Raw genomic sequence first — 15,570 nt, forward strand, 5'->3', positions numbered from 1 at the left:
ATAGAAGAATCCCCCACCCTGTCGTACGGGGCGGGGGATTCAACGCATACGTTTTAGAGCAAATCCTGCAGAAGCTCAATGCAGCGGTCCAGGAAAGCATCCACCTGCGATTCCTCGTAGCTGACGGTGCCCGAGGCGGGGCGGAACTTTGCGTGGCGCACCACGGAGGGGTCCAGCGGCTCTTCGCTGTTGAGCTGGGCGTACACGCGGTCGCAGATGGCGTCCACATCGCCGACGAAGTAGCCCATGTGGCGGCGCTTGCTGGGGCGGCGGAAACGCTCACCGGCGGGGCGTTCCAGGCGGCCTGCGAGCAACTCGCCGGTCTCCACGAGGGAGCGTTCCCAGTTGTCCAGGCCGTACGCCTCAATGTAGCGGCTACGTTCGAGCTTGGCGAAGCGTTCCTCAATCTTTTCGAGGGCGCGGTCGACCACGTCCAGCTGGTAGCCGCCGGGTTCTTCACGGAAGACGACCTGGCGGATTCGTCGGGAGGTGTAGAGGTCTTCGGGCAGTTCGGAGGCTCCGCTAAGCTTCTCGTAGTCCTCGGCGAGGCGGGTGAACAGGCGGTCTACTTCACTACGCTTGTAGCCGGGTTCGGTTTCTCCGGCACGGGCAAATCCGCCTCCGCGGGTGGTACTTGCCAAAGTGGGCTCCTCTCGACGATTGAACTTTAAGAATACCAATGCGCAGGCTACCTGACGCAAGGTTGGCGGGCGGTGTCTTAGATATAGTCCCTTGCTTTCCTGACTTCTGCGCCCCCTATTCAGCGGGTACAGCAAAGCCGGATACAGCAAAGGCGGGGCGCCCCTCCCCCACCTGTGGGAAGAAACGCCCCGCCTCCGAGCGATAAAAGCTTGAAGCTTTAGAGCGGCATAATAAACCGGAAAATCAGGCAACCAGCCGCCGCAGCGAAAAGAATCGAGTCCAGGCGATCCATCATGCCGCCGTGACCGGGCAGGATATTCGACATGTCCTTCACACCCATACGGCGCTTGAACACGGACTCCACCAGGTCACCGGCAGTCGAAGCGACTACCATGACCGCAGCCAGCGGAATAGCCCAATACCAGGGCGAACCCATGACCGCCAAGGCGATAGCACCAACCACCGCCGAGCCGACGAAGGAACCAGCCAGGCCCTCCCAGCTCTTCTTCGGGGAGATCTTCGGCGCCATCGGGTGCTTACCCCAATTCACGCCGGCAATAAAGCCGAACGTGTCATTGCAGATGGCCATCAGCAGAATCATGAGGACGCCGCGCTCGCCGTGGTCCGTCTGGAAGTAGACCATGGCAATACCCAGCATCAGCGGCACCCACAGCAGGGCGAGGGCGCTGCCGCTCAAAGACTTACCCAGTGAGACCTGACGGTCCGCACGCACGAGAGCAGAAGAGAGCAGCAGCACCAGCAGGCTCACCGCCAGGGCGATGCCCAGACCGGTAAAACCGAACAGGTAAGACACCGCCACAATCGCGCCAGACAGGCCACCCAGCAGGTATTCCGGGATGCCGTAGCCGCGGCGGGTGTTGAGCACGTGCCCAATCTCCCAGGCGCCCAGGCCAGCCGCAGCAGCTGCAACCGCCACAAAAATCGGCTGGTAGATTAGGCCAAGCACCAACAGCACACCGAAACCAACACCCACGCCAATGGCGGCGGGCAGGTTACGGCCTGCTTTGGCGCTACGCGACTTCACGGGGGTTACCGCCGCCTGCGGGCTCGACTGTGGAGCCGGCGGCGCGCCTCTCTCTTCTTTCGCTTCTTTGCGTGCACTCATTTGGGGTTTAGACCTCGAGCAGTTCAGCTTCCTTGTGCTTGTACAGTGCGTCGACCTGGTCGATGTGCTTCTTGGTCAGTGCGTCCAGTTCCTTCTCGGCGCGTGCGCCTTCGTCCTCACCGATTTCGCTATCCTTGACCAGCTTGTCGATAGCGGTCTTAGCGTGGCGGCGGACGTTACGGATGGAGACACGGGACTCTTCAGCCTTGTGGTTGACGAGCTTGGTGTATTCCTTACGGCGCTCAGCGGTCATTTCGGGCATGACCACGCGGATAGCTGCACCGTCGTTGCTGGGGTTAACACCCAGGTCGGAGTCGCGCAGAGCCTTCTCGATAGCTGCCAGTGCGGTCACGTCGAAGGGAACAATCTTGACGGTACGTGCGTCCTCAACGTTGAAGGACACCAGCTGCTGCAGCGGGGTCGGTGCACCGTAGTACTCTGCGGTCAGGCCGCTGAAGATTGCGGGGTTCACACGACCGGTGCGGACCTTAGCGAACTCAGTCTTGGTTGCTTCGATGGTCTTTTCCATCTTCTCGCCGGCTTCGGCAAGGATTTCTTCGATCACGAAAGGATCTCCTTTGTCGGAATTCTGGGGTATCAGAATTGTCGGTGGGCGCACGCTCAGCCCTCATGATTCCCCACCGATCCACGGCGCATCCGAGGCAAAAACCTTAGGAATAACGCGAAGTCGGCGGGAAAGAGGCAGAACGTCGTATTTGATATAAGTCTAGACGGTACCGGCGGGCATAAGCGAGTTTTAGCGCTTACCCGCGCGGTACCGTCCAGAATAAGTCCGCGCTATCGAGCACGGTCACAATCAGAGGGGGCATCAGGCATGCCCCAACCTAAAATTTAGGTTTTAGCGAGTAACGAGGGTACCCATCTTCTCGCCCAGGATTGCGCGGGTCACGTTGCCCTCGCCCTGCATACCGAACACGCGCATGGTCACGTTGTTGTCGCGGCACAGGGAGAACGCGGTCTGATCCAGCACGCGGATGTTGCGCTGCATAGCCTCATCGTAGGTGAGGTTGTACAGGCGCTCAGCGTTGGGGTCCTTGTTCGGGTCAGCAGTGTAGATGCCGTCCACGCCGTTCTTAGCGACCAGAACCTCATCCGCGTGGATTTCCAGAGCACGCTGCGCAGCCACAGTGTCGGTGGAGAAGTAGGGCAGACCCGCACCAGCACCGAAGATCACGACGCGATCCTTCTGCATGTGGCGGATCGCGCGGCGAGGAATGTAAGTCTCAGCAACCTGCGGCATGGTGATAGCGGACTGAACGCGGGTGTCAATACCCTCCTGCTCCAGGAAGTCCTGCAGAGCCAGGGAGTTCATCACGGTGCCGAGCATACCCATGTAATCTGCACGGGAGCGGTCCATACCCGCCTGAGAAAGCTCAGCACCACGGAAGAAGTTGCCGCCACCAATCACGATGGAGGTCTCAACCTCGCCAACAGTTGCGGCGATCTGCTTAGCGATGCTGCGCACGACCTCGGTCGAAATACCAACTTCACCGCCACCAAAAACCTCACCGGAAAGCTTGAGCAAAACGCGGCGGCGGCCGGTCTCGTCACGGTGCATCGGGCGGGGATTCGCTTCAGTCATGGTTCCTCCAGTGGCTTACCTAGGGATTGTTATGGGTGATTTGGGCGGGCTCCTGCCGCCTAGTCCTTATCAAGGATACAGCAAAGCCGGGTAGCCACCACTGGTGACTACCCGGCTTCAGTCTATAATCCCAACCTCATACGATTTCCCTTACCGGGAACCCGTAATACGGGAGGGTAGAACTGCAGCGAGTCCTTATGCACCCACGCGGAAACGTGCGAATGCGGTTGCGGTTGCGCCAGCCTCGGACAGAACCTGTGCAACAGACTTCTTGGAGTCCTTTGCGAAGTCCTGATCCAGCAGGGTGTTCTCCTTGAAGAAGCCCTTCAGGCGACCCTCAACGATCTTGTCCAGAATCTTCTCGGGCTTGCCCTCAGCGATTGCGGTCTCGCGAGCAACGCGCTTCTCGGTCTCGATCTGGTCTGCGGGGATGGACTCGGAATCCAGGTACTTGGGGCTCATTGCAGCAATGTGCACTGCAACGTCGTGTGCGATCTCGTCGGTGTTCTCACCGGAGACAGCCAGCAGAACGCCAACCTGTGCGGGCAGGTCCTTGGAGGTCTTGTGCAGGTAAACTGCAACGTTCTCGCCCTCAACGCGTGCAACGCGGCGGACAACGATCTTCTCGCCGAGCAGTGCACCAGCGTCGGTGGTCAGCTCCTCAACGGTCTTGCCCTCGTAGGATGCAGCCTGCAGCTCTTCCAGGGTGGAAGCGTCAGCAGCAATAGCAGCCTCGAGCACGTTCTGGCCGAAAGCGATGAAGGGGTCGGACTTTGCCACGAAGTCGGTCTCAGAGTTGACCTCGATCATGTAGCCAACGCCGTTCTCAACGCGTGCAGCTACCAGGCCCTCAGCGGTTGCGCGGCCCTCGCGCTTGGTGATGCCCTTCAGACCCTTAACGCGGATGATCTCGGCAGCCTTCTGCTGGTCGCCGTTAGCCTCGTCCAGAGCCTTCTTGACGTCGAGCATACCTGCGCCGGTCTTCTCGCGCAGTGCCTTGATGTCTGCTGCGGTGTAGTTCGCCATTGTGAACTCCTTGTGTTGCTGTAATAAATCGGGATGACATCCCGGTGGTACAAATGGCGGACGGCGCCGCGCCCAGGTCAGGGCGGGCGCCGTCCGAACGTGGTCCCCACAGGCGGGGGCCACAAAGCATAAAGCTTAGTGGGCTAAGAAAGCTTACTTAGCTGCCTCTTCAGCCTTTGCAGCCTCGTGCTGCTCCAGGAGCTCGCGCTCCCAAGCTGCCATGGGCTCCTCAGCTGCTTCAGCCTTGCCGTTCTTCTTAGCGTTGCGCTCGATCAGGCCGGCTGCCACTGCGTCAGCAATCACGCGGGTGAGCAGGTTGACGGAGCGGATAGCGTCGTCGTTACCGGGGATCGGGAAAGCAACCTCGTCGGGGTCGCAGTTGGTGTCGAGGATAGCAACAACGGGGATGCCCAGCTTCTGAGCCTCGTTAACTGCCAGGTGCTCCTTCTTGGTGTCAACAACCCACAGGAGGGAGGGAACCTTGGACAGGTTGCGGATACCGCCGAGGGTCTTCTCGAGCTTCTCGAACTCGCGACGCATGAGGAGCAGTTCCTTCTTGGTGTAGCGAGAACCTGCTACATCGTCGAAGTCAATCTGCTCGAGTTCCTTCATGCGCTCGATGCTCTTGGAGATGGTGCTGAAGTTGGTCAGCATACCACCGAGCCAGCGGTGGTTCACGTAGGGCATGTTCACGCGGGTTGCCTGCTCAGCGATAACTTCCTGAGCCTGCTTCTTGGTACCCACGAACAGGATGTTGCCACCGTGTGCGACGGTCGACTTAACAGCCTCGTATGCCTTGTCGATGAAGGCGAGGGACTGCTGCAGGTCGATGATGTAGATGCCGTTGCGCTCGGTCAGGATGAAACGCTTCATCTTGGGGTTCCAACGGCGGGTCTGGTGACCGAAGTGAACGCCGGAGTCCAGCATTTCACGCATAGTTACGACGGGCATGTCGTCTCCTTTTGTGGTGCCGCGCGGACCTCCCATTCGGGCTAGCCCAACGCGCGCATAGTAGTTATCAGTTTTTCCTGGCGGCGGTTAGCGTTCACGGTTGCCCGTTCAGCTCAGGCCCTAACCACCCCGTGTGGGTGGACCGAAGGTCCCTTATCGGCTCCCCGTGTGAGGATGCCGCTCACGCCGCGCGTCGTCAGTGATACTGTGCGGAACCCCCTCGAAGAGGGAGAATACCCGCGCAGGCACACTGCAATACGACATTGTACCGTATATTCCGCGATTAATCCGCCGGATCGGGGTTAAAACCTGCGCGGGCGGTTCGGGTGTGTGCGGGGGCACTGTGGATAACGGATTTTAAGGCGCAAAGGGCGGAGTTATCCACAATTTTTCGCGAGGCCCTGCGGGGCGGGGCGATTCGTGATGTGCTCAGAAGATGAAGAAGAACATGAAAAGTTTAGAGTCCGCGTTGCGGCACGCGGTGCTGGTGGCGTGCTGCCTGCTGGGTGCGCTCGTGTGCGCGGGTGGAGATGGCTTGACGGGCGGGGCTGGTTTTGCAGACGGTGCCGCCTCAAGTGCGCATGTTCCCGACAGTGCGGAGGCTCCCACTACCGTTGAGCTCGCCGTGAGCCGGCTACGCTACCGCTCCCCCACCGCCACCTCCAGACCGCGGGTAATCCATCCCTTTGAGAAGCCCGCCCAACGCTGGAGTGCCGGGCATCGCGGCGTAGACCTCGCCGTGCCCGAACACGACCGGCGCGTCTACGCACCGGCACCCGGCAAAGTGGTGTTCAGCGGCACGGTCGTCAACCGCAAAGTGCTGGTCATTGCGCATCCGGATGGGCGGCGCAGCACCTTCGAACCCATGGACGAGGCACTCCCGGCCGGCACCACCGTTGCAGCCGGTGAGGTCATCGGCACCGTCGCAGTCACGGCAGGCGGCAACAGCGAGCGCCCCTACCGGCGGTGCTCCACTCCGTGCCTGTACTGGGGCGTACGCCAGGGAGGCGCCCGCGGGGACGGCAGCGGCAAGGAAGCCGAGTACATCAACCCCATGAGCCTGCTGGGCTCGAAGGAACCAAGCATTCTGCTACCCGTGCCGGGTGGATATTAGGTGGCGAGTACTCGCGCTGGCAGTCATTGGGTACGGCTGTGGCCCGTCACCTCCCCAAAAGGAGGCAACGGGCCACAGGAGCCAGTCTAGGTTGTGCTCACTAGCGTAGGTGCTAGAGGCAGCTACTTACTGGAGGACGTCACCGTCATCAGCACCGAATTGGTTCGGCTGTACAGGCTGCTGAGCAGTCTGACCGGGCTGAACCTGCTGACCGGGCTGAGTAGGCTGAACCGGCTGTGCAGGCTGTGCGGTCTGCGCGGCCTGCGCATCGTACGCAGGCATTGCCTTGGTCGGTTCATTCTCACCGTAGTTCAGGCCGTGCTGCGGGGTGAATACCTGAGTCGGCGAATCGTCACCCGCAGCGTAGGCGGTGTTCTGAGCCGGGTAGCCGGGCTGAGCAGCATAGCCGCCCTGTGCCGGGTATCCGTTCTGCGCACCGTAGTTCTGTGCCGGGTAGCCGCCCTGCGCGTCCGCCTGGGTTGCGCCGTAACCGGTCGCAACACCAGCCGCAGCACCCAGTGCAGCAGCCGAAGCGGCACGACGCTCACGGCCCTTTGCACGAGCCGCCGCAATCTTCTTGCGGAACAGGAACAGCAGAATCAGGATGAGCAGCAGCAGACCCACAATAACCGCATCCACGATTACATCAGTCATGCTCAGACCTGACACCGGAACAGTCAGACCGGAGGTGGTGCTGACACCGCGGTCGGTCTTGACGCTCAGCTCACCACCGTTCACGCTCAGCTGCACGTGCTGAGAGCTCTTCGCGATGCTGTTCGCGGCATCTACCTTCTGCTGCTCCAGCGAGGAGAAGGTCGGAGCCTTGAAGGTGAACTCGAAGGGAGCCGCGTAGTAGTTACCCAGCTTCGAAGAGAGCTTAATCTCAGGGGTCACAATGTAGTCGGAGCCGAAGGGGTGGTAGCCACCGGGGCGGGTAACGGTCACCTTCGAATCGGGCAGGTATTCGTTCAGGCGCTGGTTGAACTCGTTCTGGTCCTTACCGCGAACCTTCACGCTCACGATGGTGGCGTCGCCGTCCTGACGAACCTCGGTCTCGTCATTACCGCCGCCTGCGAAAACGTCCTTGAGCTTCTGCTCAGCACCCGCAACATCCGCGGTCGGGAATGCGTAGAGGAAACGAGCTTCCATGGAACCATCCAGGCCCAGGGAGGTAGCCACCTTCATGCTCTTCATCTCAATCTGACGTGAAGAAACACGGTCAACCGCAATGAGAGTACTGCTACCGCCAGAACGGGAGGAACTAGCGCGACCCTCGGGGTCCACCATGTAGGACTTATCGTTGGTGTCCATGATGGTCAGAGTCAGGCCATCACCGCTCGGGGAGCACAGTAGCGCGCAGTCCAGCAGACCCGAAATCTTCTTCTGAACGGTGAAGTTATTATCCTTCGCCACTACCTCACGGCTGGCGGAGAGATCGGTACTACCTGCACCAAACAGCTTCTTGAGGCCGTTGCTCAAATCTTCAATCGAAGAAGCGCTAAAGGTCAGGGTACGACCCACTTCTTCCTTCGCGCTGGCGGTCGATGCGGAAGGAGCGTATGCCTTCGCCTGCGAGGACTCCAGACCCTTCTTCAGCTCGGAGCCCTCAGGCTTGACCTGGTTCAGGTAGGCGTCGACCGCCGAGGCGGTCTCGGTGTTCATGATTTCCTTCGCGACGAAGGAAACCATCACGGAGTAACCGCCGTCCTTCTCCTTCACGTCAAGAATGACGTTACGGAAACCGCGGTCCTGAACATCCTTCGCAGAAATCTTAGAACCACCGGAGTTCTTCACTTCCTTCTCGCCAAACTTCACAGTGGTTTCATCGCTGCTGCTGAGGACGCTGTTCTTATTAGAAGCAGACACCACACCATCCACGACCAGCGCTTCCGGAAGCCAGCCCAGCAGGTCGCCAGAGCTGAAGTTTTCCTTCACCTGGATACCCTGCACCAGGCCCTGGTCAGAGTTGATGATGCTAATCTGCGGCTTGATGTCGGAGCCCGAAGCCTTCAGCAGAGAGGTCACCTTGGAGTGGTATTCGTCCACGGAGGAGAAGGAGACCTTGAAGGTCGCACGAGCCTTCTCGCCCTCAGACTGAATACCTTCGTACTCCATGCCCTCGGGCAGGTGCTTACGAACGGACGCATCCAGCGCCTGGGTGCCGCCCTTAACCTTGTCCTGGTTATCCTTCATGTTGAAGGAAACCAGAATCGTACGAGTACCCTTCTCGGCGCTCTCAAGACCCAGCTGGGTCTCAATCTTCGCGCTGCAGGCACTCAGAATCAGCGCTGCAATGGTCAGCAGAACCGCCAGGAACATCCAGCGCTGACGAGCCGGTGCAGCCGGGGTATGAGTCATCGCGTGCATTCTAGGCTCCCATCAGGCGAATAGCCACGTAGTAAACAACCATGGATGCCAGAACCCATGCGGTGCTCAGCGCCGCGTGCATGATAATCGGGGACTTCGCGAAGCGGCCCAGACGGTTCAGGCCCAGGTAGGTCAGAGCCTCACCCGAGAACACCGCAAAAGCAAGCACCAGAACCATGAGCATGGTCAGGAAGAACGCGCCGTCACCGCTACGGGTGAGGCGCAAGAAGAACACGAGCAGGTTCAGCAGCAGGAACGAAGGAATCAGCACCAGAGAAGACACCGACACAGCGTGCATACTCGCGGTGAAGGACGCCGGCGCCTTGCCAATGCGCGCGGTCAGCTGCAGCTGCACACCGCGCAGAACCTGCACGCCGAAGATGGCGAGAGCCATCAGCACGTACGCCAGAATCATGCGTCCGGTCGGCACAGCCTGTGCGGCGTAGGCACCACCGTAGGCGGCACCACTTCGGCCACCAAACATGTAGCCCAACATGGACATCATGACAACCGCCGCCAGAATTACCAGCTGGCTGAAGAAGAACGCGCCCACTAGCGCCTGCAGAGTCGTGGGAACAATCCAACCCCACGCACCTGCGGAAGAGATGCGAGCGTGCGCGGTCGCCGGGTTGCTGGAGAAAACGTCCAAGAACGCGTTCCAGGTAGCACCCAGTGCCTTCACCGCCGGATGCGGTGCGCTCGGCGCATAGGTTGCCTGGCCGGGCTGACCCGGCTGAGCAGCACCGGGCTGAGCAGTACCGGGCTGGGGCGCCTGCTGCGACTGAACGGGCTCAGGCTGAACGGGCTGCTGAGGTGCTACCGGTGCGGCAGGCTGAGCAGCATTACCCGGCTGGCTCGACTGCACGGGCTGGCTCGACTGCACGGGCTGGCTCGGCTGAGCAGCCTGGCCCGGAAGCGAAGCGTCCTGCGCGGGGTGTGCGCCGGCGTCGTAGCCGTAGCCTCCGGCTACACCCTGCGACGGGTTGTTGGGAGTGTTCTCCGACATTGAGATCCTCTCGTATGGTGTGTGGAAGCAACACCGCCAGCAGAATCGGCACCTACCGGCAGCATCGCCCTGCCTTTCGTGACAAGACCCTTCAACCCTACCCTATCGAGAACTATGATGCGTCTTCGTTCGTCATTTACCCATTTTCATCACCGTTGATGCATTCCATGCACGAAAATAGGGCGCGAAAAAGCCCCGCCCGCCGACAAGTGGGTGAAGTCGACGGGCGGGGCCGTAGGGAGTGCGGGGCTCGAACCCGCGACCAAGGGATTATGAGTCCCCTGCTCTAACCGGCTGAGCTAACTCCCCATCCGGTGCAGTGACGGCGCGCAATGGGCGCCAGCACCATCCTCTAGAGTACCTGAACAGCGACTGAGAACGAAAAACGCTCAATCAACTACTCAGCACCTAAAGAAGCTTATCGGCGCGAATCCAGGTAACGCTGGTACGGAGCGTCGCTCACGTACAGTTCCTCGAAGGTACGCCAGGTGTTCTCAGCGCTGTGGAAGCCCACGATGCGGCGGGACTCGCGACCCATCTGCTCACGCTCGGCGGCGGGCAGGGAGAGCACAGCCTCCAGCTTCTTCGCCAAATCCTGTGCGTTATTGGGCTCGAAGAGGTAGCCGTTCACACCGTCCTCAACCAGGTGCGGCAGAGCCAGCGCGTTCGCGAGCACCACGGGGGTGGAGGCGCTCATCGCCTCCAGAGAGACGAGAGACTGCAGCTCGGCGGTACCGGGCTGGCAGAATACGTCAGCCATCTGGTACACCTCGGGCAGATGCTCATCCGGAACGAAGCCGCGGAAAATCACGCGATCAGCCACACCGCAATCGTGTGCCTTCTGCTCGAGTGCCTCACGCAGCTCACCGCCGCCGGCAATGTCAAGCACCACGTGCTCGAGGGTATCCGGCAGCAGGGAGAGCGCCTCAATGAGAACGTCCACGTTCTTCTCTTCGGCAAGGCGACCCACGAAGGCGATACGCAGCTCGCCAGGCACCTTGCCGGCGTCGGCGCCCTCAGCCAGCTCGTAGTCGCTAATCTCAATACCGTTAGAAACCGGCATAACCGGGCGGTCAAAATGACCCAGGTCACGCATCGCATCCGCACCAATCTGGGTGGGGGTGGTAACGACCGCGGTCTTGGAGAAGCAGAAACGCATATCCTTCCAGGTCACCTTCTCAATCACGCGCTTCACGGGAGAGGGGAACGGCAGGAACGGATCCAGGTTCGCGGGCATGAAGTGGTTAGTCGCAATGACGCGGATACCGCGGTGCTTCGCCTGGAAAATCAGCGCACGACCAATAATGTAGTGGCACTGCACGTGCACCACGTCCGGGCGGACCTCGTCAAGGATTGTGCCGACCTCGGACCAGATCTCCCAGGGGATGCAGATGCGGTTCGTCTCGTGGGTCGGGGGCAGGTGCGAGCGCAGGCGGTGCTCCACGATGCCGCCCTCTACTTCGGTGCGGTAGCTGGGGCCGGGGATGGGGCTGGCGGCGACCACATGCACGGAGTGGCCTCGCTTGAGCATGGAGGTGGCGAGGCGGTGACCGAATTGTGCTGCACCGTTGATGTCCGGCGGGTAGGTTTCTGCGCCAATCAGAATCGTCTTTGCCTGTTCCATGACGGGGCTCCTCATCGGGGTGTAGTGTGTCGGTGACTTTGGGGGTTTCGGGTGCGACGGCGCGCCGCTTCTACCTCTGTCTGCCGCGTGCACCGGGTGGATCCAGTACGTACAGCACTTGTCTATTCTACCTGTGAGCTGCGTCCTTCTCCGACTTATGGCGGGCGGCTTTGGCTGGGAGTTACCTCTAAACCTCCCGTTGAAACAGAAGCCAGCAGCCTGCCTGTAGACGCACAAACGCCCCGATACGAGTATCGGGGCGTTTGGACGCTTGGCGTTAAACCTGTATCGGTTTTAGCGGCGAACAGTGTTTAGCGGCGTACCAGGCGGTTCAGGAAGTGCAGGACGGTTGCAATGGATGCGCCCAGTGCTGCGAAGGACTTCCAGCGTGCCTGCAGAACCTCGGGCTTGCGCACGTTCTCTGCCAGGCCGCGGCCGGTAGCTGCTGCACCTGCGGCAACTTCGGAGGGCACTGCCTTGAGAGCGTCCAGAGCCTGCTGGGTGTTGTTCTGAACGTCGCCGGTGTAGGACTGCAGGTCGTCGCGCAGGGCTGCCAGGTGCTGGCGGCGTTCTGCGGTGCGCTGCTTGAGCTCTTCGAAGGTCGGCGGCTTGGGCTCTTCCTCGCCGCGTGCCTTGCGCTCTTCAGCTTCCTGACGTGCGCGTTCTGCTGCTTCTTCAGCTTCCTTAGCCTTCTGCGCTGCACGCTCTGCCTGTTCCTTCTTCAGGCGCTCAGCGGACATGGCGGTACCTTCCTTGAGTACGCCGAGGTCGAAGAGCAGACCGAAGATTGCGGATTCGGGCTTGAACGGCAGCTGTGCCTTGACCTTCTTCAGACCGACCAGGGCGCAGATTGCCAGGACGATGAGGAAGATGAGGGCGAAGACCAGTGCGGATGCCCAGTAGGGCATGACGGTGCCGAGGCCAAGGATTGCTGCGGCGACCAGCGCAATAATCAGGAACAGACCGAAGACTGCTGCGACGCCGAAGAAGGCTGCGCCCTTACCAACGGCGATGCCCTTGGTCTTCAGCTCGTGCTTTGCAATCTGGATTTCGTCCTTGACCTGGCTGGGTCCGAGGGTCTTGAAGGTTTTGCCAGCGTCGATGATGTTCGCGACGCCGGACTTAATCCCGCTGATGCCAGCAAAGAAACGCTTGGGTGCCTTGGGATTAGTAGTAGTGGTCATGACCACCTCTCCGTGACGTGTTTTTGGAGGCTTCTTTTTCGCACTCCACCTCCTATAGTTTAGCCCCTTATGATACCTCCGCGTGACCGTTTGGGTGGGGGTTTGCGCTATCTCTTCAGGTATTTTCGACTTTCTGGAGGCTACATTGAGCTGCAGGCGTAGCTTTCTGGGTTTGGTTGCGCCTGTGGATTTGCTCTGGAGTAGGCGTAAGAGGATGCCGATGCGCCGCTCCCCCGCTACGCGCCGAGTGGGCGTGTGGCGTGTGTGGGCAGAGAACTTCTCTGTGCGTTAGACTTCACATTTTTGCAGGGTACATTTTTACAGGGTGAAGTATCTTTGCCTCGCCGAGGGCGCAAGCCCGAGGGGTTACTGGTTCGAGCCAGAGGAACGTATATAGCAAGAGCCCCGGAACTTCGTTCCGGGACTCTTGCTATATTTGCTCCCCCGACTGGACTCGAACCAGTAACCCTTCGATTAACAGTCGAATGCTCTGCCAATTGAGCTACGGGGGATTATTTTGTTTTCGTTGCTGGTTTCCCTTGCAACGAGTAATAACTATACCGGGGCTGTTTGGGCTCCGCAACTTGAAATGCTATGAAGTGCATCACTTTTGGGGTGTGTGGTTGGCTGTGTGGCTGGTTTGAGTGGTGAAAGAGGCTTCTACCCCGCGGTATTCCCCGGCAACCTGCAGAACACAGGACATTCGGCAGGTCGCCGGGGCGTAGCGGAAGAACCGTACTTAGCCGCGCTGTGCGCTGAGCTGGCGGCGGCGCATTTCCAGTTCGAGGAGCTGACGCTGTACCGCTTCGAACTCTTCGTCGTCGGGGTTTGCGCTGAGCTGCTCTAGGCGCATCATCAGGTCGGATTTTTGGCGGGCGATTTGCTGTTCGAATAGGGCGTTGAGCGCACCAGTCACAAAACCGGGCAGGCGCTCGGCGCTGCTGACCGGTAGCGGTGAGACGGCGAGCTCCGCGATGGCGGGGTGTACGCCCTCTACAGCGCCGGAGCGTACGCAGTTGATCCATTCGATGCCGGGGGTAGGTGCCATAACGGTTGCCGCGTGAATAATGCCGGCGGCCACCTCGCGGTGGGTGCGGTAGCGGAACTGCACGGTGGCGAGGTTACGCCACTGTTCCACGCTGATAAGCTCGGGGTGCTGCAGGGCAATCTCGAGCGCCGCCTTTTCGAGGCGGGCAACCGGGTCGCGCGGGTCGGGGGTGAGGAATTCCTCGACGGCGGGGGCGGTCGCCTCCGGCTGGGGTGCGGCGGGTTGAATGCTGCTCGGCGGGTGCGCGGCAGCGTTCTGCCCGGCGTAGGCGCTGGGTGCGGCGTGGTCTTCCGGTGGCGGTGCATCGTAGGCGGGGTCGTAGGGCGCGTCAGCATGAACTGTCCCCTGAGCGCCCGCGTAACCCGGCGCACCCGTATAGCCCGGCGTGCCCGGCACGCTCTGCGGCCCCTCGTTCAGACGCTCGTAACGCGGCGCGGCGGCGGTAGCCTCCGCCTGCTGGGTGCGCGAAAGCTTCGGGTGGTTCTGCGCGTACGCCACGGCGCGCTGAATCTCGTCGAGCTCCAGCCCGAGCTGACCGGACACCTTACGCATGTAGGCGGGGCGCAGGTCGCGGTCCTTAATGCCGGCAATAATCGGGGCGATAGCGCGCATCGCCAACACGCGGCCTTCAAGGGTCGCCAAATCGTACTTGGCGAGGGTCGAATCAATCGCAAACTCGAAGAGCGGGCGGCGCGAAGCGATTAGCGAGCGCACGGCGGCGTCGCCCTTGTGTAGGCGCAGGTCGCAGGGGTCCATGCCGTTCTCGGCAACCGCCACGAAGGTCTGCGCGACGAAGCGCTGGTCCTCCTGGAAGGCTGCCATGGCGGCTTTCTGGCCCGCGGCGTCACCGTCGAAGGTGAAGATGATTTCGCCGCCGGAACCGTCATCGGTAATCATGCGGCGCACCATCTTGATGTGGCCGGGACCGAACGCGGTGCCGCAGGTGGCAACGGCGGTGGTGATGCCGGCGAGGTGTGCCGCCATGACGTCCGTGTAGCCTTCCACGATGACGACCTGCTTAGTCTTGGTCATATCGCGTTTTGCCAGGTCAATGCCGTAAAGCACCTGGGATTTCTTGTACAGCTGCGTCTCGGGGGTGTTCAGGTATTTGGGGCCCTGATCGTCGTCAAAGAGACGGCGGGCACCGAAACCGATGGTTTCACCGGCGATGGTGCGGATTGGCCAGATGATGCGGCCGCGGAAGCGGTCGTACAGGCCGCGGTTGCCCTCCGAGAACATGCCGGTCGCCTTCAGCTCCTCATCGGTAAAGCCCTGGGAGCGAAGGTGCTTGAGCAGGTGGTCCCAGCCGCGCGGAGCGTAGCCGACACCGAACTTGCGGGTTGCGGCGGGGTCAAAACCGCGGGCGCCAAGGAAGCGCTGCGCCTCCTGCGCGTCCGGCGAGTAAAGGTTGCGTTCGAAGAACTCGGCGGCAATCTTGTGCGCATCGAGCAGGCGGCGGCGCATACCCGCCTCGTAGCGGTCGCCGGGCTTACCGCCCTCATAGTGCAGGGTGTAGCCGATGCGCGCGGCTAGACGCTCCACCGTCTCAACGAAGCTGGTGTGTTCCATCGCCATGACGAAGGAGTACACATCACCGGATTCACCGCAGCCGAAGCAGTGGTACGAGCCGACCTGCGGGCGCACATTGAAGGAGGGCGTGCGCTCGTCGTGGAACGGGCACAGCCCCTTGAAGGTGCCTATACCGGCGCTTTTGAGGCTCACATAGCCTTCAATGATTTCGCGGATATCGGTACGGGCGCGGACTTCATCAATGTCTTCTTTGCGGATTAATCCAGCCATAAACTCAATTCTACGGTGAGGGTCAACAGGTAGCGTCTGCAGGCGTTGCAGGAGCGGGAAATAACGCACGAACAGGCTC

The 15,570-nt window shown here is 60.8% G+C and carries 12 protein-coding genes and 2 tRNA genes; 1 reads left to right on the plus strand and 13 read right to left on the minus strand.

Annotation, left to right across the window (positions count from 1 at the left end):
- Nucleotides 1-53: 53 nt before the first annotated feature.
- The 6 genes from HMPREF2605_RS04960 to rpsB form a co-directional block, all read right to left on the minus strand.
- Nucleotides 54-641: a cell division protein DivIVA gene (locus HMPREF2605_RS04960; protein ID WP_070847199.1), complete on the minus strand. Its 588-nt coding sequence runs from the start codon at nt 639-641 to the stop codon at nt 54-56.
- 218 nt (nt 642-859) lie between these two features.
- A complete protein-coding gene (locus tag HMPREF2605_RS04965; RefSeq protein ID WP_070847201.1) occupies nt 860-1,768 on the minus strand; it encodes a phosphatidate cytidylyltransferase in 909 nt (302 codons plus the stop codon).
- 7 nt (nt 1,769-1,775) lie between these two features.
- Nucleotides 1,776-2,333, minus strand: a complete 558-nt coding sequence (gene frr / locus HMPREF2605_RS04970) for a ribosome recycling factor (protein WP_005507069.1) — start codon at nt 2,331-2,333, stop codon at nt 1,776-1,778.
- 294 nt (nt 2,334-2,627) lie between these two features.
- Nucleotides 2,628-3,371, minus strand: coding sequence for a UMP kinase (gene pyrH, locus HMPREF2605_RS04975; protein ID WP_005507067.1), 744 nt, complete (start codon nt 3,369-3,371; stop codon nt 2,628-2,630).
- Between the two features lie 195 nt (nt 3,372-3,566).
- Nucleotides 3,567-4,397: a translation elongation factor Ts gene (tsf, locus tag HMPREF2605_RS04980; RefSeq protein WP_005507065.1), complete on the minus strand. Its 831-nt coding sequence runs from the start codon at nt 4,395-4,397 to the stop codon at nt 3,567-3,569.
- Nucleotides 4,398-4,550: 153 nt separating this feature from the next.
- Nucleotides 4,551-5,348 carry a 30S ribosomal protein S2 gene (rpsB, locus tag HMPREF2605_RS04985; protein WP_005507063.1) on the minus strand — a complete coding sequence of 266 codons (798 nt, stop codon included), beginning with the start codon at nt 5,346-5,348 and terminating at the stop codon, nt 4,551-4,553.
- 448 nt (nt 5,349-5,796) lie between these two features.
- Between rpsB and HMPREF2605_RS04990 the strand changes: the two genes are divergently transcribed.
- Nucleotides 5,797-6,462 carry a M23 family metallopeptidase gene (locus HMPREF2605_RS04990; protein ID WP_239664196.1) on the plus strand — a complete coding sequence of 222 codons (666 nt, stop codon included), beginning with the start codon at nt 5,797-5,799 and terminating at the stop codon, nt 6,460-6,462.
- A 126-nt stretch (nt 6,463-6,588) separates the two neighbouring features.
- Here the strand turns inward: HMPREF2605_RS04990 and HMPREF2605_RS04995 are convergent, their stop codons facing one another.
- The 7 genes from HMPREF2605_RS04995 to dnaG all read right to left on the minus strand — a co-directional run bounded on the left by HMPREF2605_RS04995 (nt 6,589) and on the right by dnaG (nt 15,491).
- Nucleotides 6,589-8,820 carry a flagellar motor protein gene (locus tag HMPREF2605_RS04995; protein ID WP_246828167.1) on the minus strand — a complete coding sequence of 744 codons (2,232 nt, stop codon included), beginning with the start codon at nt 8,818-8,820 and terminating at the stop codon, nt 6,589-6,591.
- A gap of 10 nt (nt 8,821-8,830) precedes the next feature.
- The gene (locus HMPREF2605_RS05000; RefSeq protein WP_070847205.1) at nt 8,831-9,835 is read right to left on the minus strand and encodes a hypothetical protein; all 1,005 of its coding nucleotides are present in this window, start codon (nt 9,833-9,835) and stop codon (nt 8,831-8,833) included.
- A gap of 235 nt (nt 9,836-10,070) precedes the next feature.
- Nucleotides 10,071-10,144: transfer RNA gene (locus tag HMPREF2605_RS05005), tRNA-Ile, on the minus strand.
- A gap of 109 nt (nt 10,145-10,253) precedes the next feature.
- Nucleotides 10,254-11,459, minus strand: coding sequence for a glycosyltransferase (locus HMPREF2605_RS05010; protein ID WP_070847208.1), 1,206 nt, complete (start codon nt 11,457-11,459; stop codon nt 10,254-10,256).
- A gap of 311 nt (nt 11,460-11,770) precedes the next feature.
- The gene (locus HMPREF2605_RS05015) at nt 11,771-12,643 is read right to left on the minus strand and encodes a phage holin family protein (RefSeq protein WP_005507056.1); all 873 of its coding nucleotides are present in this window, start codon (nt 12,641-12,643) and stop codon (nt 11,771-11,773) included.
- A gap of 439 nt (nt 12,644-13,082) precedes the next feature.
- Nucleotides 13,083-13,155, minus strand: a tRNA-Asn gene (locus HMPREF2605_RS05020).
- A 227-nt stretch (nt 13,156-13,382) separates the two neighbouring features.
- A complete protein-coding gene (dnaG, locus tag HMPREF2605_RS05025) occupies nt 13,383-15,491 on the minus strand; it encodes a DNA primase (protein ID WP_070847210.1) in 2,109 nt (702 codons plus the stop codon).
- Nucleotides 15,492-15,570 lie beyond the last annotated feature (79 nt).

It is taken from the genome of Rothia sp. HMSC065C03, from assembly GCF_001837295.1.
Classification (GTDB): domain Bacteria; phylum Actinomycetota; class Actinomycetes; order Actinomycetales; family Micrococcaceae; genus Rothia.